15 protein-coding genes are annotated in these 26,861 nt (G+C 70.0%); 4 read left to right on the top strand and 11 right to left on the bottom strand.

The features are described 5' to 3' along the window. Positions 1 to 11 precede the first annotated feature (11 nt). The 4 genes from BR31_RS0116760 to BR31_RS0116745 all read left to right on the top strand — a co-directional run bounded on the left by BR31_RS0116760 (position 12) and on the right by BR31_RS0116745 (position 8,328). Entirely contained in the window at positions 12 to 3,269 is a 3,258-nt protein-coding gene (locus tag BR31_RS0116760; RefSeq protein ID WP_027501983.1) for an arabinosyltransferase domain-containing protein, read from the top strand. After that, positions 3,239 to 3,982: a haloacid dehalogenase type II gene (locus BR31_RS0116755; protein ID WP_231496522.1), complete on the top strand. Its 744-nt coding sequence runs from the start codon at positions 3,239 to 3,241 to the stop codon at positions 3,980 to 3,982. Before BR31_RS0116760 ends, BR31_RS0116755 begins: the two co-directional genes overlap by 31 nt. Before the next feature lie 101 nt (positions 3,983 to 4,083). Further along, positions 4,084 to 7,389: an arabinosyltransferase domain-containing protein gene (locus BR31_RS0116750; protein ID WP_027501981.1), complete on the top strand. Its 3,306-nt coding sequence runs from the start codon at positions 4,084 to 4,086 to the stop codon at positions 7,387 to 7,389. 84 nt (positions 7,390 to 7,473) lie between these two features. Beyond that, entirely contained in the window at positions 7,474 to 8,328 is an 855-nt protein-coding gene (locus BR31_RS0116745; RefSeq protein WP_027501980.1) for a dienelactone hydrolase family protein, read from the top strand. Between the two features lie 28 nt (positions 8,329 to 8,356). On the opposite strand, the gene BR31_RS0116740 is transcribed toward BR31_RS0116745, so the two are convergent. From BR31_RS0116740 to BR31_RS0116685, 11 genes are all read right to left on the bottom strand, one after another. After that, positions 8,357 to 9,901 (bottom strand): acyl-CoA carboxylase subunit beta, encoded by a 1,545-nt coding sequence (locus BR31_RS0116740; protein WP_027501979.1) that lies wholly within the window; start codon positions 9,899 to 9,901, stop codon positions 8,357 to 8,359. Then, on the bottom strand, positions 9,902 to 14,878 hold the full coding sequence (gene pks13, locus BR31_RS0116735; RefSeq protein WP_027501978.1) for a polyketide synthase Pks13: 4,977 nt from the start codon (positions 14,876 to 14,878) through the stop codon (positions 9,902 to 9,904). A gap of 50 nt (positions 14,879 to 14,928) precedes the next feature. Next, on the bottom strand, positions 14,929 to 16,812 hold the full coding sequence (gene fadD32, locus BR31_RS0116730; protein WP_027501977.1) for a long-chain-fatty-acid--AMP ligase FadD32: 1,884 nt from the start codon (positions 16,810 to 16,812) through the stop codon (positions 14,929 to 14,931). A 177-nt stretch (positions 16,813 to 16,989) separates the two neighbouring features. Continuing rightward, entirely contained in the window at positions 16,990 to 17,982 is a 993-nt protein-coding gene (locus BR31_RS0116725; protein ID WP_027501976.1) for an LLM class F420-dependent oxidoreductase, read from the bottom strand. A gap of 99 nt (positions 17,983 to 18,081) precedes the next feature. Continuing rightward, positions 18,082 to 19,059 (bottom strand): cutinase family protein, encoded by a 978-nt coding sequence (locus BR31_RS0116720; protein ID WP_027501975.1) that lies wholly within the window; start codon positions 19,057 to 19,059, stop codon positions 18,082 to 18,084. Between the two features lie 6 nt (positions 19,060 to 19,065). Continuing rightward, on the bottom strand, positions 19,066 to 19,599 hold the full coding sequence (locus tag BR31_RS0116715) for a DUF732 domain-containing protein (protein ID WP_027501974.1): 534 nt from the start codon (positions 19,597 to 19,599) through the stop codon (positions 19,066 to 19,068). A gap of 149 nt (positions 19,600 to 19,748) precedes the next feature. Then, on the bottom strand, positions 19,749 to 21,890 hold the full coding sequence (locus BR31_RS28995) for an alpha/beta hydrolase-fold protein (protein WP_081830532.1): 2,142 nt from the start codon (positions 21,888 to 21,890) through the stop codon (positions 19,749 to 19,751). Between the two features lie 315 nt (positions 21,891 to 22,205). Continuing rightward, entirely contained in the window at positions 22,206 to 23,201 is a 996-nt protein-coding gene (locus BR31_RS0116700) for an alpha/beta hydrolase (RefSeq protein ID WP_027501972.1), read from the bottom strand. A gap of 282 nt (positions 23,202 to 23,483) precedes the next feature. After that, on the bottom strand, positions 23,484 to 25,433 hold the full coding sequence (zomB, locus tag BR31_RS0116695; protein ID WP_027501971.1) for an arabinofuranosyltransferase AftB family protein: 1,950 nt from the start codon (positions 25,431 to 25,433) through the stop codon (positions 23,484 to 23,486). Beyond that, positions 25,411 to 26,316: a decaprenyl-phosphate phosphoribosyltransferase gene (locus BR31_RS0116690; RefSeq protein ID WP_027501970.1), complete on the bottom strand. Its 906-nt coding sequence runs from the start codon at positions 26,314 to 26,316 to the stop codon at positions 25,411 to 25,413. Before BR31_RS0116690 ends, zomB begins: the two co-directional genes overlap by 23 nt. Beyond that, positions 26,313 to 26,849: a phosphatase PAP2 family protein gene (locus tag BR31_RS0116685; RefSeq protein ID WP_231496526.1), complete on the bottom strand. Its 537-nt coding sequence runs from the start codon at positions 26,847 to 26,849 to the stop codon at positions 26,313 to 26,315. Before BR31_RS0116685 ends, BR31_RS0116690 begins: the two co-directional genes overlap by 4 nt. Between the last annotated feature and the right edge of the window lie 12 nt (positions 26,850 to 26,861).

The raw sequence follows: 26,861 nt of genomic DNA, 5'->3' as shown, positions 1-26,861 counted from the left end.
GATCGGACCTTGTGTCCGACGCGCCTGAACCCACGCCAGCCGACCGAGCCTCACTACGCACCGCCCGCCTGATCGCGGTCGTCGCGGGTCTGGCCGGGCTGCTGCTGGCCGTCCTCACCCCGCTGCTGCCGGTCAAGCAGACGACCGCCAGCGTGTCCTGGCCGCAGAACGGCGCCCTGACGAGTGTGTCCGCGCCGCTGGTCAGCTACGAACCGCTCAGCATCAGCGCGCACATCCCCTGCGCGGTGGCGACGCAGCTGCCGCCCGATGGGCAGGTCCTGCTCTCCACCGCCCCGAAGCAGGCGACGGACGCCGAGCTCGACGGCCTCACCGTCAAGGTCGCGGGCGACCCAGCGAGCGAGACCGGCCGCCAGGTGCAGGTGATCCTGCGCAACAGCGTGCTGCTCTCGGCACCGCTGGCCGACGCCGCGAAATGCTCGGCGATCACCGTGTTCTCGGACGCCGAGCACACCACCGCCACCTTCGCCGGGCTGACCGATGACGCGGGCGAGCCGCTCAGCGTCGACGTCGCGGGCGACCTGCGCCCACAGATGGTCGGCATCTTCAGCGACCTCGAGGGCTCCGCGCCGGCTGGCCTCGAGGTCCGCGCCGACATCGATTCCCGGTTCTCCTCCAGCCCGACGCTGTTCAAGCTGCTCGCGATCATCGTCGGGACGCTGGCCACGCTGGTCGCGCTGGTCGCGCTGCACCGCCTCGACAGCACCGACGGCCGCGCCGCGCGCCGCTTCCTGCCCCGGCACTGGCTGCGTTTCACCGCCGTCGACGGCCTGGTGATCGGCACCCTCGCGCTGTGGCACTTCATCGGGGCCAACACCTCCGACGACGGCTACCTCCTGAACATGGCCCGGGTCTCGGAGCAGGCCGGCTACATGGCCAACTACTTCCGCTGGTTCGGCGTCCCCGAGGCCCCGTTCGGCTGGTACTACGAGGTGCTGGCCGCGATGGCCAAGATCTCCACGGCCAGCCCCTGGATGCGGCTGCCCGCGCTGCTCGCAGGCATCCTCTGCTGGATGGTGATCAGCCGCGAGGTGATCCCCCGCCTCGGCCGGGCGGTGCGCCACAACCGGATCGCGATCTGGACCGGTGGGCTGGTCTTCCTCGCGTTCTGGCTGCCCTACAACAACGGCCTGCGGCCCGAGCCGATCATCGCGCTCGGCGCGCTGCTGACCTGGTGCTCGATCGAACGGGCGATCGCCACCGGCCGACTGCTGCCCGCCGCGGTCGGCGTCCTCATCGCGGCGTTCTCGCTGGCGGCAGGGCCGACCGGCGTGATCGCCGTCGCCGCGCTGATCGTCGGCGCCCGGCCGATCACGGCGATCCTGGTCAACCGGGCCCGGCAGGTGGGGTGGCTGCCGCTGCTCGCGCCGATCGTGGCCGCGGGCACCCTTGTGCTGGCCGTGGTCTTCGCCGACCAGACGCTCGCGACCGTGCTCGAGGCGACCCGGGTCCGCACGCTGGTCGGCCCGAACGTGAAGTGGTTCGACGAATACCACCGCTACGACGCGCTGATGAACGTCTCCCCCGACGGGTCGCTGGCCCGGCGGTTCGGCGTGTTCACGATGATCCTCTGCCTGGTCGTCTGCGCGATGATCATGCTGCGCCGGGGCGGCAAGATCCCGGGCGCCGCCGCAGGGCCGTCGCGGCGCATCCTCGGGATCGTGTTCGGCTCGCTGGTGCTGATGATGTTCACCCCCACCAAGTGGACCCACCACTTCGGTGTGTACGCGGGCCTGGCCGCTTCCATCGCCGCGCTGACCGCGGTCGCGGTCGCCGCGGCCACGCTCCGCTCGCGCCGCAACCGCACGCTGTTCGCGGCGGGCGTGCTGTTCCTGCTCGCGCTGGCCTTCACCGGATCGAACGGCTGGTGGTACGTCTCCAGCTACGGCGTGCCGTGGTGGGACAAGCCGCCGTCCATCGGCGGCAACGCCTTCTCCACCGCCCTGCTCGGCCTGGCGGTGCTGGCGCTGCTGCTGGCGGGCTGGCAGCACCTGCGGGCCCCGTACCGGCCGGAGGAGCAGGCCGCTCCGCCGCGCGGGCTCCGCGCGCTGCTCGGTTCCCCGCTCACCCTCGCGGCGGCCTTCGTGGTGCTCTTCGAGGTGCTGTCCCTGGCCAAGGCCGCGGTCGCGCAGTATCCGGCGTACTCGGTGGCCCGGTCCAACATCGAGGCAATGGCGGGCGACACCTGCGCGCTGGCCGACGACGTGCTCGTCGAGTCGGACGCGAACGCCGGGATGCTCACCCCGGTGAGCCCCTCGGACAACCCGCTCGGGGCGGACGCGGACGCCGGCTTCACCCCCAACGGGGTGCCCGTCGACCTGACCGCCGACGAGGAGAGCAAGGCCGCGGGCGGCGCGAACACCGTCGACAGCGACGCCACCACCACCACGTCGGGCACCGCGTCCGGCACGGGCGGCGGCACCGGCAGCACCGGCATCAACGGCAGCTCCGTGGCCCTGCCGTTCGGGCTCGACCCGGCGCGGACCCCGGTCCTCGGCAGCTACCAGACCGGCGAGCAGGCCACCGCGAAGCTCACCTCCGGGTGGTACGGGCTGCCCGAGCGGAGCGATGCGGCCCCGATCCTGGTGGTCACCGCCGCGGGCCGGATCAGGTCCGTCGACGCCGACGGCATCGTCACCTACGGCCAGGACCTGGTCGTCGAGTACGGCGTCCCTGCTGCCGACGGCACGATCGAGGCACGCGGCAGCCTGCTGCCCATCGACATCGGGCCGTCGCCGTCGTGGCGGAACCTCCGGGTCCCGATGGCCGACATCCCGGCCGACGCCACCGCCGTGCGGCTGGTCGCGAACGATCACGACCTCTCCCCGCGGCAGTGGCTGGCGGTCACACCGCCCCGGGTACCGCAGCTGCGGACGCTGAACGAGGTGGTCGGCTCGAGCGCACCGGTGCTGCTGGACTGGTCCGTCGGCCTGTCCTTCCCCTGCCAGCGGCCGTTCGACCACGAGTACGGGGTCGCGGAGGCGCCCGAGTACCGGATCCTGCCGGACCGGGTTGGCGCCGACTCCACGAACGGCTGGCAGGACAGCCTCGGCGGCGGACCGCTCGGCTGGACCGACCTGCTGCTCGCGGCGCAGACGATGCCCAGCTACCTCGACCGGGACTGGGACCGGGACTGGGGCTCGCTGGAGCGGTTCACGCCACTCGACGAATCGGCGGTGCCCGCACGGGTGGACACCGCGACCGTCACCCGATCCGGGCTGTGGACCCCTGGCCCGATCCCGGCGCGGTGACGGTCAAGGGGGACGTGCGGGCCCTGCTGTTCGACGTACAGGGCACCGCGACCGACTTCCGCTCCACGGTCATCGAGTCCGCGGAGCGGATCGTCGGCGACCGGAGTGTCGACTGGGGTCCGTTCGTCGACCGGTGGCGGGCGGCCTACTTCGCGGCGCTGACCGGCCTGGCGGCGCGTGGGCCGGAGGCGGCGTGGACGTCTGTGCACTCGGTGTACCGGTCGGCGCTCGACGAACTACTCGCCGAACACGGACTCGGTTCGCTCGGCGAACCGGAGCGTGAGGAGCTGACCCAGTCGTGGCAGCGGCTGCGCCCCTGGCCGGACACGGTCCCTGGGCTGACGCGCCTCCGGTCCCGGTACACCCTCGCGACCCTGTCGAACGCAGACGTCGGGGCGGTGATCGGCATCGCCAAGGCCGGTGGGCTGCCATGGGACGCCGTGTTCGCCGCCGAGATGTTCGGCACCTTCAAACCCGAGCCGGCCGTCTACCTCGGCGCCGCCCGGTACCTCGGGTTCGAACCCGCCCAGATCATGATGGTCGCCTGCCACAAGTACGACATCGACGCGGCCGCCGAACTCGGATTCCGGACCGCGTTCGTCGCGCGGCCCCTCGAATTCGGGCCCGGCGCGAAGGTAGACGTCGCCTACGAGGACCGCTATGACGTGAACGCCTCCGATTTCCTCGATCTGGCGGACCGCATGGGCTGCTGACCTGGGCCTGGGTGCTGGGCCACGGGCGCGTGGATCACCGATTACGGAGATTCTCCGTAGCGATGTGAACGCCGACGGACCCTCGCCTACCATCGTGAACCGTGCCCGACGTCGTGACAGCCCCTGAACCAGTCATTTCCGCACCGCCCCCGGTCGACTTCAGAGCGAAGTACCGCACCGCGCGGCTGATCGCGGTCGTCACCGGTCTGCTCGGTGCGCTGTTCGCGGTGGCGACGCCGTTCCTGCCGGTCAGCCAGACGACGTCCACCCTGAACTGGCCGCAGGCGGGCGTCACCGCGAGCGTCGACGCGCCGCTGATGGCCCAGGTGCCGATCGATCTGCAGGCGTCGGTTCCGTGTGCACTGGTCCGCGACCTGCCCCCGGAGGGCGGCCTGCTGCTGGCCACGGCCCCGCCGCAGGGCACGGACGCGCCGCTCAACGCGATGTTCATGCGGGTCACCGCCGAGACCGTGGACGTGCTCGACCGCAACGTGGTCGTCGCATCGGCCCCGCGGGCCCGGGTCGAGGCGGGCGGCTGCAGCGCCATCACCTTCAGCTCCGACATCAACAGCACCACCGCCACCTTCGAGGGGCTGTCCATCGACGGCAGCCCGGTCACCGGCACCCTCACCGGAGACCTGCGGCCGCAGGTGGTCGGCGTCTTCACCAGCCTGGACGGCCCCGCGCCCGCCGGACTCTCGTTGACGGCGAACATCGATTCCCGCTTCACCTCCTCGCCCACGCTGGTCAAGAGCGCTGCGATGGTGCTCGCGGTCCTGCTGACCATCGCCTCGCTGGTCGCGCTCGCCCAACTCGACGGCACCGACGGCCGCGGCCACCGCCGCTTCTTCCCGTCGCACTGGTGGCGGTTCAAGCCGGTCGACGGCGCGGTCATCGGCATCCTCGCGCTCTGGCACTTCATCGGCGCGAACACCGCCGACGACGGCTACCTGCTCACGATGGCCCGGGTGTCGGAGCATGCCGGCTACATGGCCAACTACTTCCGCTGGTTCGGCGTCCCCGAGGCCCCGTTCGGCTGGTACTACGAGGTGCTGGCCGCGATGGCCAAGATCTCCACGGCCAGCCCCTGGATGCGACTGCCCGCGCTGCTCGCAGGCATCCTCTGCTGGCTGGTCATCAGCCGCGAGGTGATCCCCCGCCTCGGCCGGGCGGTCCGGCACAGCTCCGCCGCCGTGTGGACCGGCGGGCTGGTGTTCCTCGCGTTCTGGATGGCCTACAACAACGGCCTGCGCCCGGAGCCGATCGTGGCCCTCGGGGCGCTGCTGACCTGGTGCTCGGTCGAGCGCGCCATCGCCACCGGCCGACTGCTGCCCGCCGCGGTCGCGATCGTGATCGCCGCGTTCTCGCTCGGCGCCGCCCCGACCGGCCTGATGTGTGTGGCGGCCCTGCTGGCCGGCGCCCGGCCGATGGTCCGGATCCTGGTCCGCCGGCACCGCGAGGTCGGCGCCTGGCCGCTCGTCGCCCCGCTGATGGCGGCCGGCACGGTGGTGCTCGTCGTGGTGTTCGCCGACCAGACCTTCGCAGGCGTCCGCGAGGCCACCCGGGTGCGCAGCCTGATCGGGCCGAACATGAACTGGTACGAGGAGTTCCTCCGGTACTACTACCTGTTCGTGCAGACGGTCGACGGTTCGGTGGCCCGCCGGTTCGCGTTCCTGGTGATGATCCTCTGCCTGTTCACCACCCTGTTCGTGCTGCTGCGGCGCAAGAAGATCCCGGGTGCTGCGGTCGGCCCGTCCTGGCGCCTGCTCGGCGTGGTGTTCGGAACCATCTTCTTCATGATGTTCAACCCCACCAAGTGGACCCACCACTTCGGTGCGTATGCGGGCATCGCCGGTTCGCTTGCCGCGCTCACCGCGGTCGCGGTCTCCGCCTCCGCGCTGCGCTCGCGCCGCAACCGCACCATGTTCGCGGCGGGACTGCTGCTGGTGCTCGCCTTCTCCTTCTCCGGCATCAACGGCTGGTGGTACGTCTCCAGCTACGGCATCCCGTGGTTCGACAAGACCGTCTCGCTCGGCGGCAGACAGCTCAACTCGGCGTTGCTCGCACTGTTCGTCGTCGCCGTGCTGGTCGTCGCCTGGCAGTACTTCCGCGAGGACTTCATCGGCACCGAGGTGAAGGCGTCCACCGAAAAGGGCAGGCGCATCAAGAAGTTCGCAGCCGTGCCGCTGACCGTGGTGGCGGCGCTGATGGTGCTGTTCGAGGTGCTCTCGCTGGCCAAGGGCGCGGTCTCCCAGTACCCGGCGTACTCGCTGGCCCGCTCCAACATCGACGCCGTCACCGGATCGCCGTGCGGACTGGCCGACGACGTGCTGACCGAGGCGGACCCGAACGCGGGCCGGCTGCAGCCGGTCTTCGACCCGGCCGACCCGCCCGCGAACCCGAACGACCCCCTCGGCGGCAGCAAGCCGACCGGGTTCAGCCCGAACGGCGTGCCCACCGACCTCTCCGCGGACTACACCGAGGTCAAGCCCGGCCAGTCGAACACCGACGGCCAATCGGTCGGCCCGAGCTTCGCCACCGGCGCCGGCGCGGGCACCGAGGGCGGCACAGGGGCCGTCGGCGTCAACGGCAGCAACGTCAAGCTGCCGTACGGGCTGAACCCCGCGACCACGCCGATCCTCGGCAGCTACCAGACCGGAGTCCAGGAGCCGGCCAGCCTCGTCTCCAGCTGGTACGGGCTGCCCGCGCGCAGCGAGCAGTCGCCGCTGGTCGTGATCTCCGCGGCCGGGCGCATCTGGTCGGAGAGCAAGGACGGCGAGGTCACCTACGGTCAGTCGCTGCTGCTCGAGTCCGGGCGCCGCGAGGCCGACGGCACGATCACCGCGCTCGGCACCTACCTGCCCAAGGACATCGGCCCCGCGCCGTCCTGGCGGAACCTGCGGATCCCGATCAACGAGCTGCCCGCGGGCACCGACGTGGTCCGGATCGTCGCGAACGACCCGAACCTGACCGGTGATCAGTGGCTCGCGTTCACCCCGCCGCGGGTCCCGCAGTTGCAGTCGCTCAACGACTACATCGGCAGGACCCAGCCGGTGCTGCTCGACTGGGCGGTCGGTCTGCAGTTCCCCTGCCAGCGTCCGTTCGACCACAAGTACGGCGTCGCCGAGGTCCCCGGATTCCGCATCCTCCCGGACCGTCCGCTCGCGGTCAGCTCCACCGACACCTGGCAGTCCCACGAGAACGGCGGACCACTCGGCTGGACCGAGATGCTCGCCGAGGCGTCGACGGTTCCGACCTACCTGGTCGACGACTGGGGCCGCGACTGGGGCGCGTTGGAGCGGTACACGCCGTACTTCCCCGAGGCCGGGGCCGCCGTCGTCGACACCGGCGAGGTGCGACGCTCCGGCTTCTGGAGCCCCGGCATGATGCGGGTGTACGAGAAGTAACCACCGGCACCGACGAAGACCGGCTCCCCACACGGGGAGCCGGTCTTCGTCGCATCGGAGGGCCTGCGGTCGCATACTCGGTACATGCCGGACGACGACATGAGCGATTTCGAGGCCGCGCGCTTCACCCACGACGGCACGACGCGCGCGATCTACCGTCGCGGCACCGGCCCGGCGGTGATCATCATGGCGGAGATCCCCGGCATCACCCCGAAGGTGCTCGAGTTCGCCCGCCGCGTCGCCGAGATCGGGTGCACGGCAGTGCTTCCGCACCTGTTCGGCGACCCCGGCCGGGATCCGAATCCGGGTGCCCACGGCAGGGTCGCGACGGCGGTCAACGCGGTCACCACGATGGTCCCGATCTGTGTCAGCCGCGAGTTCACGATGCTGGCGACCGGGCGCAGCTCGCCGGTGGTCACGTGGTTGCGGGCGCTGGCGGCCCATGAGCACGACCGGTGCGGCGGACCGGGGGTCGGCGCGGTCGGCATGTGCTTCACCGGCGGCTACGCGCTGGCGATGGCCGTGGACGACGTCCTGGTCGCCCCGGTCCTGTCGCAGCCCTCGCTGCCCCTCGGCGTCTCCGCGCGCCGACGGCGGACCATCGACATCTCGCCAGGCGACCTGGCCAGGGTGAAGCAGCGCTGCGCGAACGGGCTGACCGTCCTCGGGCTGCGGTTCGCCTCCGACCGGCTCGCACCGGCCGAACGCTTCGACTTCCTCCGCGAACAGCTCGGCGACGCCTTCGTCGCCGTCGAACTCGACGGCGCCACCGCGAACCCGGACGGGCTGCTCCCACCGCACTCGGTGCTCACCGAGCACCTCATCGACGAGCCAGGTCAGCCCACCCGCGCCGCGCTCGACCAGGTCCTCGACCTGATGCGGACGCGACTGTTGACGCCGACCGCGGGCCCGGGCACCGGACCGGTCGATCCGGGGTGAGCCCCGCGGGCGGCGCGATCGCCCTGCGTCAGAACGGGATCAGCGAGTGCTTGCGCGGGTTCTTGGGGAGTTCCTTGTCGCGCAGCAGGTTCAGCGCCTTGCGGATCTCGAGGCGGGTGGTCGACGGCTCGATCACCGCGTCGATGTAGCCACGCTCCGCCGCGACGTACGGGGTCGCGACGTGCTCGTTGTAGTAGTTGATGAGCTGGCGGCGCACAGCGGGGGCGTTCTCGCCCGCGGCCTCGATCTGCTTGCGCCCGATCACCGCGACCGCGCTCTCCGCGCCCATCACGGCGATCCGGGCGGTCGGCCATGCGAAGTTCACGTCGGCGCCCAGCTGCTTGGAACCCATCACCGCGTATCCGCCGCCGTAGGACTTGCGGACCACGACGGTCACCTTCGGCACGGTGGCCGAGACGTAGGAGAACAGGAAGCGGCCGCCGCGCTTGATGACGCCGACCTTCTCCTGCTCGACGCCGGGCAGGAAGCCAGGGGTGTCCACGACAAGCACCAGCGGGATGTTGTACGCGTCGCAGACCTGCACGAAGTGCGCGGCCTTGTCGGAGGCGGCCGCGTCCAGCGCGCCGGACAGGCCCATCGGCTGGTTCGCGACCACGCCGACCGGCCGGCCGTCCACCCGGGCGAAACCGGTGATGATGTTCTGCGCGCTCTGGCTGCGGACCTCGTGGAAATCGCCGTCGTCGAAGATCTTGAGCAGCACGTCGTGCATGTCGTAACCGGCGTTGTCGGCGTCCGGCATGAACGAGTCGAGCGAGAGGTCGTCCTCGGTGATCTCCGGCTCGAGGCCCGGGTTGACGATCGGGGGCTGCTCGGTGCAGCTGGACGGCATGAAGCTCAGGTACTTGCGGGCCCACTCGAAGGCGGCCTTCTCGTCGGCCGCGACGTGGTGCACGTTGCCGTACTCGGCCTGCTTGCGGGCGCCACCCAGATCCTCGAGGCTGACGTCCTCGCCGGTGACGGACTTGATGACGTCCGGACCGGTGACGAACATGTACGACTCTTCGGTGGCGATCACGACGTCGGTGTTGATCGGCGCGTAGACGGCTCCACCGGCGCACTTGCCGAGGATGATCGAGATCTGCGGGCACAGCCCGGACAGCGGCTCGTGCCGCCTGCCCATCTCCGCGTACCAGGCCACCGACGCGACGGCGTCCTGAACGCGCGCGCCCGCGGACTCGTTGATCCCGATGACGGGACAACCGATCTTGATCGCGAAGTCGAGGATCGCGGAGACCTTCCGGCCGAAGATCTCTCCCGCAGCGCCACCGAAGACGGTCTGGTCGTGCGAGAACACCGCGACGGGACGGCCCTCGACCGTGCCGTGCCCGGTGACGACCCCGTCGCCGTACGGATTGGAGGGATCGCCCGCCATCCGGGCGAGCTGGCCGACCTCGACGAAGCTGCCCGGATCGAGCAGCATGTCGATGCGCTCACGCGGGGTCGGAAGTCCCTTCTCCGCGCGCCTCGCGATGGCCCTCGGGTTACCGGGGGCCTTCGACAGCTCGAGCTTCTCGCGAAGGTCCGCCAGCTTCTCGGCCGTAGTGGTGCTCACTCAGTTGCTCCGCTTCTCGGCCTCGATGTCGGCCAGCTTCTTGGTCAGGTCCGCCCCCACCTTGGCAATGTACGGCTCGTCCACGATCTGGATGTGATCGCCACCGACGTAGACGATCTCCAGGTTCGAGGCGACCTTCCCCCAGCCGCCGTCGGGCGCACGCGTCCCGAACGACGGTTCGAGCGCGATCGCGTCGTCGTGATACTTGTCCGCCATGTAGAGGACGACGTCGCCGTCGTACTTGTCCGGGTTCGCGGTCTGCAGTGCCCGGTTGTCCAGCCAGGAGGTGCGCTGGTGCTCGATGATGCCACCTGGAATCTTCGCGCCGCTCATCTTGAGCATGTCCATCAGGATCTTGATCTGATCGTCGTCGGACTCGGCGGCGGCGAGCTTGTCGTACGGCAGCGGCGCATCGATGTTGTAGGTCTTCTTCGCGAACGCGGCGTACCGCTGCCACCGCTTCTTGATCTCCTCGGGGGTCTCCTCGACCTCTTCGCCCGCCATCACCGTGTCGATGAGGCCGACGACCCGGACGTCCTTGCCCTCCTCGCGTAGCAGCTTCGCCACCGCGTAGGAGAGGACGCCGCCGAGCGACCAGCCGTACAGCACGTACGGCCCGTCGCCCTGGATCTCCTTGATCAGCGGCAGGTACTCACGGGCGCGCACCTCGATCGGGCCCTCGGTGCGTTCGAAGCCGTACATCGGTGTGCCCGCGGGCAGCCGACGCAGCAGCGGCTCGTAGGCGACGGTCGAGCCACCGGCCGGGTGGAACACGAACACCGGTACGGCGGAGGAACCTTCGGGCCGGGCGCGCAGCGAACGCACCAGACCCTCGATCTTGCCTGCGTCCTCGAGGTGCGGGCGCACCTTCTCGGCGAGCTGCTCGACGGTCTCCGAGTCGAGGACGTCGTCGAAGCTCACCTCGCCGCCGGCGCGCTCGGTCAGGCGGGCGGCCAGCTTCTCGGCGGTGTCGTCGTCGAGCACGGGAAGGATGTTGAAGATGCCCTTCGCGGACTTTCCGGTCACCACCGCCCACGTCGCGAACGTGAGGCGCTCGGCGGCGTCGCGCGGCGGGACGTTGACCTCCTCCTCGGAGGCGTCGCCGACGTTCGGGGCGGCTTCTGCGACGATCTGCTCGGCCTCGGCGACCGGGCTGGTGGTCTCGGCAGCGAGGTCCGAATCGAGTGCGGCGGAAGCCTCCTCGGCCTCCTTCTCGGCGCGCTGCTTCTCGGCGAGCGCCTCGACCTCTTCGCGGTTGTCGATGGCGTAGCGCAGGTATTTCTCCACCTCGCGCAGGCTCGCGTCGCGGACCGCCTGCAGCTGCAGCTGCGGGATGTCGAACTCGTACTCGACGCGGTTCTTGATCCGCACCGCCATCAGCGAATCCAGGCCCAGCTCGATGAGCGGGATCTCGGCGGGCAGATCCTCGACCGCGTAGCCCATCGACTCGGCGACGATCAGCGCCAGCCGGTCCTCGAGGGGCTGGTTGCCGTTGGGATCCCACTTGTCGCCGAAGGATTCGACGACCTCGGGCAGCTCCTCCATGGGCGAACTGGAGCGCGGCTCAGGCGCGGCAACGACGAGCTCGGGCAGCGGTTCGCCCGCGGTCACCACCGCGTCGAGCAGCAGCGCGAAGCCGGCTGCGGTCTTGGCGTGCACCTGCAGCGACGCCCCGCCCGGGTGCGGGTTCAGCGTCGTGGTCAGCGTGCCGGCGGCAGGGACCTCGCCGTGCGCGACGGCCGCGGTCAGCACGACATCCGAGAGCACCTGCGCGGCGGCCTCGGTCGCAAGCGCGTTCAGGTCGGCGACCGCGGCGGCCTCGACCTCCCACACGTGCCTGCCGTCGGGTAGCGAGACGTGCGCACCGGGCACCCGGGCGTTGCCGCCCGAGGAGATGCGGATATCGAGCCAGTGGTCCTTGCGGAGGAACGCGGTCCTCGGCAGGTCCGCATAGCCGCCGTCGGAGAACAGCGACGGCAGGCTCACCGGGTGGCCGTGCACGTAGAGCTGGGCGAGGGCGCTGAGCACGCCCAGCTCCTCGTCCTCCTTGCGCTTGAGGGTCGGGATCAGCTGGGCATCGTGCAGCCCCGCGTCGAACGCGGTGGCCGCGACCGACATCAGCGTCGCCGGGTTCGGCGCCAGCTCGACGAACGTGGTGTGCCCGGCGTCGACGGCCAGGCGCACCGCGTTGGTGAAGTAGACGCTGTGCCGCAGGCCCTTGGTCCAGTACTCGACCTGATGGATCGGGTCGTGCCCGGCCCGGTAGAAGGTCTCCTTGTCGACCGAGGAGTACATCCCGGCCGTCAGCTTGTGCGGCTCGATGCCCGCCAGCTCGGCCGCCAGCTCGCCGAGCAGCGGGTCCACCTGCGAGGTGTGGCTGGCGCCCTTGGTCTGCAGCACCCGGCCGAGCTTCTCCTCGGCCTCGGCGCGGGCCACGATGGCCTCCACCTCGGGCTGCGGGCCACCGATGACGGTGTGGGTCGGCGCGGCGTACACGCAGACCTCCAGGTTCGGGAAGTCCCCGAGCACGCCCTCGATCTCGGCGGCGCTGTACTCCACCAGCGCCATCAGGCGGATGTCGTCGCCCTCGAGCGTCGACTCGGCCTCGCCCATCAGCCGGGAGCGGGCGGTGATGACCCGGACCGCGTCCTCGAGCGAGAGCCCACCGGTGACGTACGCGGCGGCCGCCTCACCCATCGAGTGCCCGACCGCGGCCTCCAGGTCGGCGCCGTGGTGGCGGAGCACCGCGGCCAGACCGATCTGGATGGTGAAGATGCCGACCTGCGCGGTCTCGACGTCGTAATCGACCGAGTCGTCGAGGAACTTCTCGGCCATCTTGTAGCCGGCCTCGTACTCGATCAGCTCGTCGACCTCGTCGACCGCCTTCCGGAACACGGCGTTGTTCAGGTACAGCTGCTTGGCCATCTTGCGGTGCTGCGAGCCGAAGCCCGAGAACACCCAGACCGGGCCGTTGGAAGCGGGCGCGTCCGCGGACAGCACGCCCTGGCCGGGCTTGCCCGCGGCGACTGCACGCAGGCCGGTGATGGCCTCGGCGCGGGTGCGGGCGAGCACCACCGCACGGGAACGGCCGTGGTTGCGGCGGGCCAGCGTGCGGCCGACGTCCTCGAGCGGGGTCGTGCTGCCCGCCTCGGTCTCCAGCCAGTCGGCCAGGTCGGCGGCGGCGCGGCGGCGGCGCGAGGGCATAGAGGCGGAGATCGCGAGCAGCACCGGCGCCGGCTCTGCCTCGGTCTCGGCCTGCTCGGCGGCCACGGCGGGCTCGACGCCCATCGACTCGGCGGCGTCGGCGAGCACGCCCGCGGCCTCCGTCTCAAGCCACTCCGTGGCCTGTGAGTCCTTCTGGTCCTCGTCGGGGCCGGAAGTGCTCACGGGCGCCGCAGGCGCCTCGTACTCGCGGACCACGACGTGCGCGTTGGTGCCACCGAAGCCGAAGCCGGAGACACCCGCGACGGCGCGGCCGGTGTACCGCGGCCAGTCGGTGGCCTCGGGGATCACCTGCAGGTGCGCCTTGTCGAAGTCGATGTACGGGTTCGGGCCCGCGTAGTTCAGCGACGGGGGGAGCTTGTCCTCCCGCATCGCGAGCACGACCTTGATCAGGCCCGCGGCGCCCGCGGCGGCCTCGAGGTGCCCGAAGTTGGTCTTCGCGCTGCCGAGCAGCGCCGGCTTGTCGGCCCCGCGGCCGCGGCCGACCACCCGGCCGAGGGCGTCCGCCTCGATCGGGTCGCCGAGGATGGTGCCGGTGCCGTGCGCCTCGATGTAGTCGACACCGGACGGCGCGATGCCCGCGTCGCGGTAGGCGCTGCGCAGCACGTCGGCCTGCGCGTCGGGATTCGGGGCGAGCATGCCGTTGGAACGGCCGTCCTGGTTCACGGCCGAGCCTGCGATCACCGCGAGGATGTCGTCACCGTCGCGCTCGGCGTCCTCGAGGCGCTTGAGCACCACCAGTCCGCCGCCCTCGGCGCGGACGATGCCGCTCGCGTCGGACGAGAAGGCCTTGATCTTGCCGTCCTCGGTGAGGATGCCGGTCTCGTCGAAGCCGAGCGTGGCCGGCGGGGCGACGAGCATGTTGACGCCGCCCGCGAGCGCGAGATCCGACTCGCCGGTGCGCAGCGACCGGACGGCCTGGTGCACGGCCACCAGCGAGGACGAGCACGCGGTGTCCATCGCGACGGAGGGACCGCGGAAGTCGAAGTAGTAGGACACCCGGTTCGCGACGATGGCGGTCGAGGTGCCGGTCAGGGCGTAGGGGTGCGCGTGCACCGGGTCGCTGACCGCGAGCAGCTGGTAGTCGTTGGCGGAGCTGCCGATGAACACACCGACCTGCTCGCCCTTGAGCTCGCTGGCCGGGATGTGGGCGTGCTCGAGCGCCTCCCAGGTGAGCTCCATCGCCAACCGCTGCTGCGGGTCGACGTTGCGGACCTCGAGCGGCGACATCGCGAAGAACTCGGCGTCGAAGCCCCTGACGTCGTCGAGGTAGCCGCCCTTGGTGTTGGCCTTCTCGATGGCCGCGGCCACGGTCGGGTCCGCGGCGAACTCGGACCAGCGGCCCTCCGGCAGGTCCGTGACGGCGTCACGGCCCTCGATCAGCAGCCGCCACATCTCGTCGGGGGTGTGACCGGTGCCGGGGAACCGGCTGGCCATACCGACGATCGCGATGTCGTGCGACTGGGACGTGTCCTTGATCGCGTAGTACGCCGCGTCCTCGGGTTCGTCGGGGACCTCCGGCTCGCCCTCGATGATCAGGGTCGCGAGGGAGATGATCGTGGGGTGCTGGTAGACGACCGTGGCGTTCAGCGTGATGCCGACCAGTTCCTCGATCTCCCCGCTCAGAGCGACGGCGTCCCGGGACGAGAGCCCGAACTCCTCCATCGGACGGTCATCCGAGATCTGATCGACCGGTTGCCCGGTCGCCTCGGCAACCCAGTTGCGCAGCCATTCGCGCAGCTGCGCGACCGTCATCTCTGTCTCAGCCATCAACACACCACGCTACCCGTCAAGAAGAGGTTGTCTTACACGCTATCGGGGAACGCGGTCTGCGTGTAACCACCACGGAGCGTCCCCTCGATGTATGCGGCCTTGCAGGCGCGCCTGGCGATCTTGCCGCTGGAGGTACGCGGGATGGACCCGGCAGGCACCAGCAGCACGTCACGGGCGGTGACGCCGTGCCGGGTGGAGATCGCAGCGCGCACCGCGTCGGCGATCGGGGCCGGATCGGCCTTGCCCGCGCCCGGTGCCCGCTCGCCGACAAGGACGAGCTGCTCGGAGGCGTCGTCGGCGTCGAAGGTCAGACCGGCGCCTGCCTCGAACACCTCCTTCGGGAGCTGGTTCGCGGGCACCGCGAACGCCGCCACGAAGCCGGGGCGCAGCGCGGCGCTCGCCTCCTGTGCGGTCGCCTCGATGTCCTGCGGGTAGTGGTTGCGACCGTCGACGATCACCAGGTCCTTGACGCGGCCGGTGATGTACAGCTCGCCGTCGACGTACACGCCGTAGTCGCCGGTGCGCATCCAGTTCGAGTCCTCGGGCGCGCCCTCCGCGTGGCTGCCCTCGGGCAGCCGGGACAGCAGCTTGTTGTGGAAGGTCTGCTCGGTCTCCTCGGCGCGACCCCAGTAGCCCTTGCCCATGTTGTTGCCGTGCAGCCAGATCTCACCGACCTCGTCGTCGGCGACCTCGCTGCCGGTCTCCGGGTCGACGATCGCGGCCCACTGGCTACGCGCGACGTGGCCGCAGGAGACCTGTGGGATGGCACCCTCGGCGTCCCTGTCGACCTGCACCATCCGGCCCGCGTTGAGCTCGTTCCGGTCGACGTAGATGACCTTGGCCTCGTCGGTGTGGTTGGTCGTCGAGACGAACAGGGTCGCCTCCGCCATCCCGTACGACGGCTTGATGGCCGTCGAGGGCAGGCCGTACGGCGCGAATGCGTCGTTGAACTTGCGCATCGACGAGGTCGTCACCGGCTCACTGCCGTTGATCAGGCCGATGACGTTGCTCAGGTCGAGCGACTCGCCCTCCTTCGGCAGGCCGCGGGCGGCGGCGTGCTCGAAGGCGAAGTTCGGGGCGGCGGCGAAGGTGCCCGCGCCGTCGGCGACGGCCGCCAGCTCCCGGATCCAGCGATACGGCCGCTGCACGAACGCACGCGGCGACATGATGGTGATGTACTTGCCACCAAGCGCGGGCAGGATCACCGTGAGCAGGCCCATGTCGTGGAAAAGGGGCAGCCAGGTGACGCCGCGCGAATCGGTGGTCAGGCCGATCGCGTCCACCATCTGCAGCGCGTTGGTGCCGACCGCCCGGTGGGTGATCTCCACGCCTGCGGGCACCCGGGTCGAACCGGAGGTGTACTGCAGGTACGCGATGTCGTCGAGGTCCGGCCTCGGGTGCACCCAGGTCTCGCCCACGCTGTCCGGGATGGCGTCGACCGCGATGATGCGGGGGCGCTGAGCGGCGGGGAACGAACGGAACAGCTGACGCACGCCCGCGGCCGAGCCGGAGGCGGTCAGGATGGCGGCGGGCTGGCAGTCGCCGAGCACCGCGTGCAGGCGGTCGCCGTGGCCCGGCTCGTCCGGGTCGAACAGCGGCACCGCGATGGTGCCCGCGTGCATCGCGGCGAAGAAGGAGATGACGTAGTCGAGGCCCTGCGGAGCGAGCACCGCCACCCGGTCACCCGGCTTGGTCACCTGCTGCAGCCGGGCGGCCACGGCACGCAGCCGGACACCGAACTGGATCCAGGTGAGCTCGTGTACCTCGCCGTCGCGCTCGCGGGAGTAGTCGATATAGCGGTATGCCAGCTCGTCCGCGTTCTCGCGGGTGTGCTGTTCGACGTAATCGACGAGGGTGCTCCCCGGCATCAACCGGATATGCCCGTCTTCGTCGACGTAGTCATCGAAGTTCTTCATACCTTCTCCTCCAAGGCAAGCTCCCGGTGAACGCGACGAACACCGGTGAGCTTCATCCCCTGCAGCCGCGTGGGATCGTGCAAATAGTGACTAGTGGTGACAATGCGTGCAGGTCTCAGATCGGTAACGGCGCGCGCCCCATCCCAAACCAACAGCATGTTACAGACAGCGCCGTTCTCATTCACCCTTGAGCAGGGGTATCACTGGAGCGAATGCCTCCATCTGCGTGGGGAAGATCCCCACGTAGGACATGGTGGTCTGCGCCCGCACGCTGCGGATCTGGTCCGCGATCTCCTCGTAGGAGCCGAATGCGAGGTACGGGGAGTTCAGGATCTGCTCCACCGTGAGTTTGACGTCCACCTCGATGTTCGGCGGGTACCCGTTGTCCAGGGCCGCCAGCGCCATCTCGGCCATGGCCTCCCGATCATCGGTCGGCATGATCGTGGTGATCGTCCAGTTCAGCTCGATGTCGTCGAACCGGTCTCCCGCGGCCTCGCGGATGCGCTCGACCCGCGCGGCGGTCGCCTCCATCGTGATGCCGGACAGCAGCATCTTGCCGTCCTTGTTACTGGGCGGGGCGAGCGAGATGATGTCCGCGTACTTGGCCGCCAGCGCCAGCATCTTCGGGCCACCGCCGCCGACCACGATGGGCGGGCGCGGGCCCTGCCGGGGCCGCGGGCTGCCCTTGAGCCCGTTGATCTGGTAGTACTCGCCCTGGAAGTTGCACTCCTGGCCGCGCAGCAGCGTGTCGAGGATCTCGAGGGACTCCGCGAGCTTGGCGATGCGCACGCCAGGGCTGTCGTACGTGATGCCGCCCTTGTCAAACTCTTCCTTCATCCAGCCAGCGCCGATGCCGAGCTCGAGCCGTCCGCCGGAGAGCACGTCGATCGTCGCCGCGTCCTTGGCGAGCACGGCCGGGTGCCGGAACCCGTTGGCCAACACCGCGGTCCCGATCCGGATCTTGTCCGTCGCCACCGCGAGGGCGCCGAGCGCGGCGATCGGACCGACCTGGTTGCCGAGGTGGTCGGGAATCATGAAGCTGTCGTAACCGAGTTCCTCGGCCTTCTGGGCCAACTTGACGAATCGGCGGGCGCCACCCTCTTCGGCGTTACCCTCTCCGCCGGCGGCAAACCGGAACTTGCGCGGCGCGGGTGCGTCGGCGGAACTCATCGATCATTTCTCCTGAAACCTGGGCAAAACGGGGGAACTGGACGGCGCGGTACGGCAACGTGGCCGGTGGGCCACTCTATCGGCATCACACCGTTCCCACTATTCGTGAGCGGGTGTCGGTGCGGACCTCACCTTCTCGGCGGCCCAGTTTGTCATCCACTGTGTTGCCGTGGTGCCGTTTTGGTCCACCACGAACGAGTTGTACATGGCATGGACCGGGTTGTTGACGTACTCGCCGATCCGCGCGAGGCTCGCGAGGAAGTTCACCGGATTGAACGCGTTCGCAGGCGCGTCGCAGATGCCGTCCGATGGCGCGCAGATGTCGACCACCCGATCGCCGAGCGTCCCGAAACCACCCGGCCGGGGACCGGTCATCGTCATCCCCGGCACCTTCAGCCCACCGAGCGACAGCTCCGCGCCGACACCGGCCACCGGCGTGCCGACGATCTGCGCCGTGCCCGGCTCACGCCTGCCGTCGGCGATCAACCCGACGCCGAGCACCAGGTCCGCTGGCACCGGCCCGGTGCCTGCCCCGATCGCCGAGGCGAGGTCACCGGCGATGACCGCGCCCTGCGAGAAGCCCATCAGCACGAAGGTCGTGAGCGGGCAGTTCGCGTGCATGGCCGACATTGCCTCGCTGGCCCGGGCGGTGCCCTCGCCGCGACTCTTGTTGTACGACGTCTGACCGTCCGGCGGCAGCGCCACCGGGTTCGAGAACTGCGCCACGTAGGGGACGGTGTACACCTCCGCGCGCTGGCCGTCGAACTGCGCCTGCAGCGGCCTGCTGATGTTGAGCATCAACGACGCCGGGTTCGCGCCCGGGTTGAAGGGGTCGTCGATCGCACTCGACTCCCAGGTGCCAGGGATGGAGACCACCTGGACGTCCGGGCAGCTCGCCGGCTGGGCGCTCGGCCGCTCCGGCTCAGGGCCGGGACCCGGCGGCGGGGGAACCCGCCCGGCCAGCAGATACCAGGCCGCCAACGCGACGAGCGCGAGGAGCAGCACAACGATGAGCACGATGAGCAGGCGCAGTACACCGCGCCCCGACTTGCGGCCCTTACGTCCGGCGGCATTCATCCGCGACTACTTGCAGTAGTGGGTGTTGGCGGCGTCGATGTACACCTTGGCTGCATCGGCGGCCTGCTCCGGCGACATCGTCGCGCCGGTGATGCTGGCCTCCGCACCCGCCATGCCGGTGACATAGGCGGTGACCTCTTCGCTGTTCGCGCCGCTGACCTTGGCGCCACAGATGTAGTTCGCGGTCACGATCGCGATGTCACCGTTGTCGGCGACGGCGATGCCGCCCTTCTTCAGCGCCTCCAGGTAGGCCTTGCCGCGATCGTCGAGCGCGGGGGCCTCCGTGGGGCCGGGGAAGCCGCTCGGGACCGCCTCGGGCGTCTCCGGGGGCGCGGTCGCCGCGACGGCCGGGGTGGTGTACGGGGGCACCTCGATCGAGGTCTCGGGTGCGGGCGCGGACTTGGAACCGGTGGTCAGGGTTGGCGTGCTGCTGGCCGTCGAGTCGTCGCTGCCACATCCCGCGAGCAGGCCGCCGGTGACCGCCACGAGCGCGCCGACCGTGAGCGCCCTGGCGAGGGAGTTACGAGTGGAAACAAGCATTGAGTTCAGTCCTCGGATTCGTGATCTGCGGGTGCGGCCCACCCGGCGGGCGACGTGCCGACGGCCACGCGGGTGTCCTTGAACAGGCTACCGACGCGAACGGGCCGGTCGCCGGGTTCACCCGGCCACCGGCCCGTGTGCGAAGGGGGCTAACGGTTGTGGATCTCCGCTTTACCGTTGCGGACCGTGATGTTTCCGCCCTGGAAGTCCTGCTGGATCCCACCCGCGATGTCGCGCTGGTCACCAACCGGGAAGCCCAGCCTGCCGTTCTCGTAGTTCTGGCTCTTCCACGCGTCGAAGATCGGGCCGTTGCGCACCGACCAGGCCCCGCTCAGGGGACTCCAGTAGATGTTGCCGTTCTCGAACTCGTTGAAGCGGCCGCCGTCCTTGACCGGGACCTCGCTGGTCCTCGGGAAGCCGAGCCAGCCACCCTCCCAGCCCAGTTCGCCGTACTTCTTCATGATCAGGCCCTGGACGGCGTGGGTCCCGTTCGGCGGGCTGTGGTACATCGCGCCGATCTCGAAGCCCTGGATCGCGCCGTCCTTGCCCGGCGCCTTCACCTCGTCGAGGATCGGGTAGCCGAGCGGACCGCGCTCCCAACCCTGACGCGACCACTCGTCCCTGATCGCGCCGCGGACCGCGTGCGCTCCCGTCTGCGGTGTCCAGTAGATGGAGCCGCGCTCGAAGTGGTTGTAGCGTCCGCGCCCGTCCGGGGTGCCGTTCTCGTCCGTGGTCGGCAGTCCGAGCGGCCCGGCGGGACCGCCGTTGGCCTGGTACGAGCCGCCGATCATGCCGGTCAGCACGTGCGCGCCGGTGCCGGGCGACCAGAAGATCCGGCCGTTGCGGAAGTCCTGCGCCTTGCCACCCGCGACGTCGTACTCGCCGGTGACACAGCCACTGAGCCACGGGTTCGCGTTCGCGACCGCGGCGATGGAGCCGCCGGTGCCACAGTTCGGAGCGCTGGCGTCGACGCCGAGGGCGTTGGCCACCTGCGGCCAGGCCTGGTGCATCTCGAACTGCCAGTACGGCCAGGAATGCGTGCCGGACGGGCGGTAGTTGACCTGCGCGGGGATGCCGAGCTTGTTCAGCTTGGTGGCAAAGCTCTGCGAGCTGAGCCGGGACAGGATCTCCAGACCCATGCCCGCGTAGTTGGTGGAGACGCCGGGGATCCCGGACGGCTGGTCGTACGGACCGGTCATGCCGCTGCCGCTGGAGACGTACAGGCTGACGCCCCTGAGCTTCTCGGCGTTGGTGTACGGGTCGTGCGCCGCCCATGCCGGGCTGCCGGGCGGGCCCCACATCTTCGAGACGTTGTAGCCGCCGGCGTCGGTCATCGCGTACTGCAGCGCCTGCGGCATGCCGAGCGAGGTGGTGCTCAGGTAGCCGGAGAACGAGCCGGCGAACTTGAAGAAGCCGGGGTTCCGCTCGGTGAGGAACATCGCCGAGGTGCCGCCCATCGACAGGCCGATGATGCCGCGCGTGGTGGTGGTCCGCAGCCCGTTCTCGAGGACCGGCGGGAGCTCCTTCGTCAGGAAGGTCTCCAGCTTGTAGAACTTGCCGTTGTCCGGCGCGAGCCAGTCGGCGTAGAAGCTCGACTCGCCGCCGACCGGCAGGATCACGTTGACGTTCTTGTCCGCGTAGAAGTTCGCGGCGTCGGTCTCGATCGTCCAGCCGCTCTCGTCGTCGCGCGCGCGCAGACCGTCGAGCATGTACAGCGCGGGGAACGACGCGTCGGGACGCGAGTTCCAGTCCTTGGCCAGCAGGACCTGAACCTGGAACGGGGCACCCATCGCGGCGGAGTCGACCCACAGGGCCACGCGCCGATCGGTGATCCACTCGACCTTGGAGACGCCGGGGGGCGCCAGCACCGGCGCGACGGCGCGCGCGGCGGACGGCGCGGCCTGCGGCGCCCTCGGGGCCGCGGCGGGCGCGGCCTCGGGCGTGGTGGTCGGCGCGACCGTCGTGGTCTGCTCCACCGTGGTCCGAGCGGGCGCCTCGGTGGTCGTGGCGACGACATCCTTCGTCGTCGTGACGGGCGCGAGGGTCTCGGCCGCGGGCACCTTCGCCGTCGTGGTCGCCTTCGGCGCCGTCGTAGTGGTCGTGGTGGAGGTGGTGGTCGTGGTCTCGGAGGCCTCGGGCGACGCGAACGCGGTCGCGGTCGCGGTGGTCAGGCCCGCCGCTGTCGGCAGCACGAGCGCGGCCGCGAGCAGTCGCAAGACCCTGCCGCGGGCGCCTGGTGCGGACGCCTTCCCCCCGGGACGCGTTCCCGGATTCCTCAGTGCTGTTCGCATCTGACCGTGACACTCCTTCTGCTGTTTGGCCCCAGTGCTGTGGCGTCGGCCCGGAAGATCCGGACCTCGACCGTCCCCCCGGCCCTTGCCGATGTCGTTCGAACGACACCTACACTCGTGCTCTTTTTACACGCAGGGAGCCTGCGCCAGGGGGTGACGCGCTGTGACGGGTGGTGCAATTGTTACTTCTGCGGGGTAAGAACCCCTTGGTCGCGGCGCTGGTCCGGACCGGAAAACGGCGATGCCGCCCCACGCTGCCTGATCGGCACGAGGGGCGGCATCATCGGTTTACGCCGCGACCTGGAAGCCGGTCGATCAGGCGTTGAGCGCGGACAGGATCTGCGGCCGCGCATTCCAGAGCTCGGACTCCCAGTACTTCCACGCGTGGGTGCCCCTGGCCGGGAAGCTGTAGGTGGCCGGGATACCGAGGGTGCCGAGGCGGACCTGGAACGCGCGGGTGTTGGCAAGGGAGAGCGCCTCGAGCGCCATGCCGTTCGCCGTGTTGAAGTAGTCGATCGGCGCGCGCGGGTTGTCATGCGCACCCGGCAGGCCGCTGGCCGCCGAGACGTACATCGACAGGCCCTTGAGCTGCGGGGCGAACACGAACGGGTCGTTGCGCAGCCACTGCTTGTTCCACGGCGGGCCCCACATGGCGTCCACGTTGTAGCGGCCGGCATCGAGCATCGCGACGCGGATCGCCTCACGCATGCCCGGCGCGGAGATGTTCAGGTAGCCCGACAGCGAGCCGGCGAACTTGAACTGGTCGCGGTGGTGTGCGGCCAGGGTCAGGGCGGCGGAGCCACCCATCGACAGGCCGAGCACGCCGTTGTTGCTACGCGAGACGCCACGGGTCTCGAGGTAGGCCGGCAACTCCTGGGTGAGGAAGGTCTCCCACTTGTAGGTGCCCTTCTGCCCGTTGAAGTTCGACGGCGACATCCAGTCGGTGTAGAAGCTGGACTCGCCACCGACGGGCATCACCAGGGTGACGTTGTCGTTGCGGAACTGGTCGAGCGCGTTCGTCTCGAAGGTCCATGCGTTGCGGTCGTTGCGCGCACGCAGCCCGTCCAGCAGGTACAGCGCGGCGTTGCCACCACGGGCCGCCCACTGGATCTGGACCTTGATCGGGCCCATCGCAGAGGGCACGAAGACCTCTTCGAAACCTCCCGCGGGCGCGCGGTGCGCGACCGGGGCGGCGCCTGCGACGGCGGTGCCGGCAATACCAGCGGCCATCGGCAGGACGAGCGCGGCTGCTGTGAGGCCGAGGGCGCGCTGCTTGAGGCGCTCAGAAAACCCCGGTCTGCCAATACGCATGAATACTGCTCTCTTTCTTCTCTGCGGTGCCCGCCGAAGCGGCCCGACGATCCGGCGGGAAGCCATGCTCTGCCGCCCCCACACATGTGGCAGCGACAGTGGAACTGATCAAGATCACACTGCGCTCGGTGGAGCGTATGTCACACAACGAGCACTGACAAACGGTGCCTCGACAGTGTCCCCGAGGCACACATGACATCTATATCGGCCCGTTACGGGCCATCGTTACACGAATGAGACAAGTTCGCACGACCAGGGAAGCGAGGCCTGCCCGGCACCCGCTCACCTGGGTTCCACCGGCGGAGGCGGCACCAGGTCGCACCGCTGGATCTCGTACGCCGGAACCCGGTCGAAACGGTACTTGGCGTAGTCGAAGGCGCGCTTGATATTGCGGATGAAAAGTGGGCGGGTGAGCTCGCCCCGACTCGAGGCCAGCACCTCCTGGGTCTCGGGGCAGGTGAGCGCGACCTTGGCGTCGGCCACCCAGTCCTCGTCCATGTACCAGGGCAGCCAGGGATGGATGTCGACCATGCCGGTGTCGGCCACCACCCAGTCCGGGTAGAGGGCCTTGTCGTGGCCGATCCGACCGTCGTCGAGCCGCTTGGTGTGCGCGGCCAACGGGTAGGCCAGGCCCATCTGGTCGATCACCTTCACGTCGAGGCCGACGTTCATGCTCGTCATGCCCAGGTTGAGGAAGTAGACCGTGTGCCCGGCGCCACCCTCGGGGATCGGCTCCGGCGGCGGCACCACGTCCCAGTAGGTGAAGGCCGCGGCGGGCAGCAGCAGGCCGCCGTCCGGGGTGTTGGCGATCGCCTCGACCATCGCGCGCATGCGCGGGTAGTCCAGGTAGTCCTCGGCCCGGATCGGATGCGCGTGACCGGTGTTGAGGGCGTAGAAGTTCCGCTCGTCGACGATCCCGGACTTGCCGACCACGGTGCCGTTCGGCATGCCCGACGAGTTCGACACCGAGATCGCCCAGATCACGGTGACCAGCCAGGCGCCGGCACCGACCGCGAACAGCGCGGTGGATCGGGTCCGGCCCCAGTCCTCGCGGGCCGGGATATGGACCGGCAGCACGGCGATGGGGAGCATGAAGCAGAACAGCACGGGCAGCAGCACCCGGCCGTGCATGAAGTCGCCGCCGACCCGCAGCGAGTAGATCATCAGCAGCAGCCCGGTGACCAGGATGACCGCGACCACTGCGCCGGGGGTGCGCAGCCGCGACTGCAACCGCGCGACGGCGGAGCCGCCCGTGTTCACGGCGGCGGAGCCGCCCTCGGTGCCGGAGGCGGCACCCGCACCCGACCAGGGCCGGGTCACCAGGACCGCGACGGCCAGCACGAGCAGGGGCAGCCACAGCCAGTAGGGCCCGACGAGGTTCCACAGGTAGGTGAAGCCCTGGCCCCACTTGGCGCCGCCCGCGTCCTTGGCGACCGCCGTGTTGGGATAGGGCAGGCCGTAGTAGCCCATCCGCCAGATCTGGTAGCCCACCGGGACCGCACCCGCGACCGCGACGATCGCCGCGCGCAGCCGCCAGGTGCCGGGAGCAAGGAAGATCATCAGCAGGGCGAGGCCGGCGAGGATGACCATCTCGGGCCGGACCAGCGGTCCGAGACCCGCGACGAAGGCGAGGATCAGCACCGAGGCAGTGGTCGGCGGGCGCAGACTCCAGCACACCAGCAGCAGCCACAGCAGGGCGATCCAGAAGATGACCAGGCAGGACTCCAGCCCGGAGGTCGCATAGTCGCGGGCGGGCGGCACCGCGATGTAGGCCAGCGCGCCCGCGGGCAGCAGCAGCGTCGCGGCCGACCGGCGGCCCAGCCCGCGCCAGAGGGCACCCGTTCCGAGCATGCCGAGCACGATGGCGCCACCGGAGAGGGCGAGCGCGATGCCGAGCACCACGTACTCGAGGCGGGCCTGCGTCAGCCAGCTGAACGCGTACACCAGGTAGGTCCAGATGGTGCTGGTGTTGGCCTCGACCCGCTCCCCCGCGTTGAACACCGGACCGTTGCCCGCGAGCAGGTTGCGGACCGTGCGCAGCACGATGAGCCCGTCATCGGCGATCCAGCGGCGCTCCCAGCCACCCCAGACGAAAAGGGCAGCGGTCAGCGCGATCCCACCGAGGAACACCGAGCGGGGCAGCCATGCGGGCAACCGCATGGCGGAGCCGGCCCGCTCGGTGCTGTCGGTGTTCTCCACGCGGGGCCTGTCAGACGATATAGACAGCGACACCCACCGCTCCAATCCAGGCAATCGCGAGGAATTGGAGCACCCGATCGCCGAGCGCGATCTCTTCCGGCTCCCCCGCCTCGCCACCGTCGACATCGACCGCGTAACGCAGGATCGCGATCGTGAACGGGACCATCGAGATCGCAAACCAGTTGGTGTTGTTGACCTGGTCCCGCTCGAAGGCCCACAGTCCGTAGCAGATCACCACCGCGGTCGCCGAGAGCGTCCAGACGAACCGCAGGTAGGTGGCGGTGTAGTACTCGAGCGACTTGCGGATCTTCGCCCCGGTGCGCTCGGCGAGCTGCAGTTCCGCGTAGCGCTTGCCCGCCGCCATGAACAGCGAACCGAACGCCATGATCAGCAGGAACCACTGCGACAGCGGGATCTCGGCCGCCACGCCACCGGCGATCGCCCGCAGCAGGAAGCCGGACGAGACGATGCAGATGTCGAGGACGGCCTGGTGCTTGAGGCCGAAGCAGTAGGCGAGCTGGATGCCGATGTACACCGCCATCACGACCGCGAGCTGCCAGTTCGCGGCGAACGACAGCAGGATCGAACCGCCGAGCAGGACGACGGCCATTCCGTAGGCCATGTTGACCGGCAGCACGCCCGCGGCGATCGGACGGAAGCGCTTGGTCGGGTGCGCCCGGTCGGCCTCGACGTCCATCGCGTCGTTGACCAGGTAGATGCCGGACGCGGCCATGCAGAACACGACGAAGGCCAGCGCCACCGGCAGCAGCACGTCGACCTCGGTCACCGAGCCTGCGGCGAGCGGCGCGGCCAGCACCAGGACGTTCTTCACCCACTGGCGCGGGCGCAGTGCCTTGACGATCCCGGCAGGCAGCGACTTCGGCGGACCGGCGACCTCGGTCGGGTGCTCGCTCATTTCTCTCCAAACTTCCGTTCGGCACGCAGCACCACTGCGGCCGAGGCTGCGCCCAAGGCGGATCCGGCAAGCACATCAGTCGGGTAGTGGACACCCAGCACGAGCCGCGAGAGCAGCATCGGGGGCACCAGCACCGCGGGCAAGGGTAGCCCGGTCAGCCGGCCGAGGAGGACCGCGGCGGCCGTCGTGGACGTGGCGTGCGACGACGGGAAGCTGAGCTTGCTCGGCGTCGACACGTTGACGGCCACGCTCGGATCGTTCGGCCGGGGACGCCGGACCACCCGCTTGATGACGATGGAGGCCGCGTGCGCGCCGACCGCGCCGACCGCGACGCCGGCCCACTGGCGGCGGCGGGGCCGGTCGAGCGCGGCGCCGATGCCCGCGATCGCGACCCAGCCGAGCGCGTGCTCACCGAAGTGCGACATGCCGCGGGCCGCGGCGATGACGCCCGGCTGTGCGCCGATGGTGGACTGGATGGTGCCCAGGATCTTCACCTCGGCGGCGGACTCGGTGGTCCCGGTGCCGTCGAGCAGGGCACCCTCTGG

It is taken from the genome of Rhodococcus sp. UNC363MFTsu5.1 (assembly GCF_000686785.1).
In the GTDB taxonomy this organism is placed as follows: Bacteria; Actinomycetota; Actinomycetes; order Mycobacteriales; family Mycobacteriaceae; genus Rhodococcus_G; species Rhodococcus_G maanshanensis.
The sequence above is the reverse complement of the archived record's forward strand: the minus strand, read 5'-3'. Positions and strand labels throughout refer to the sequence as shown.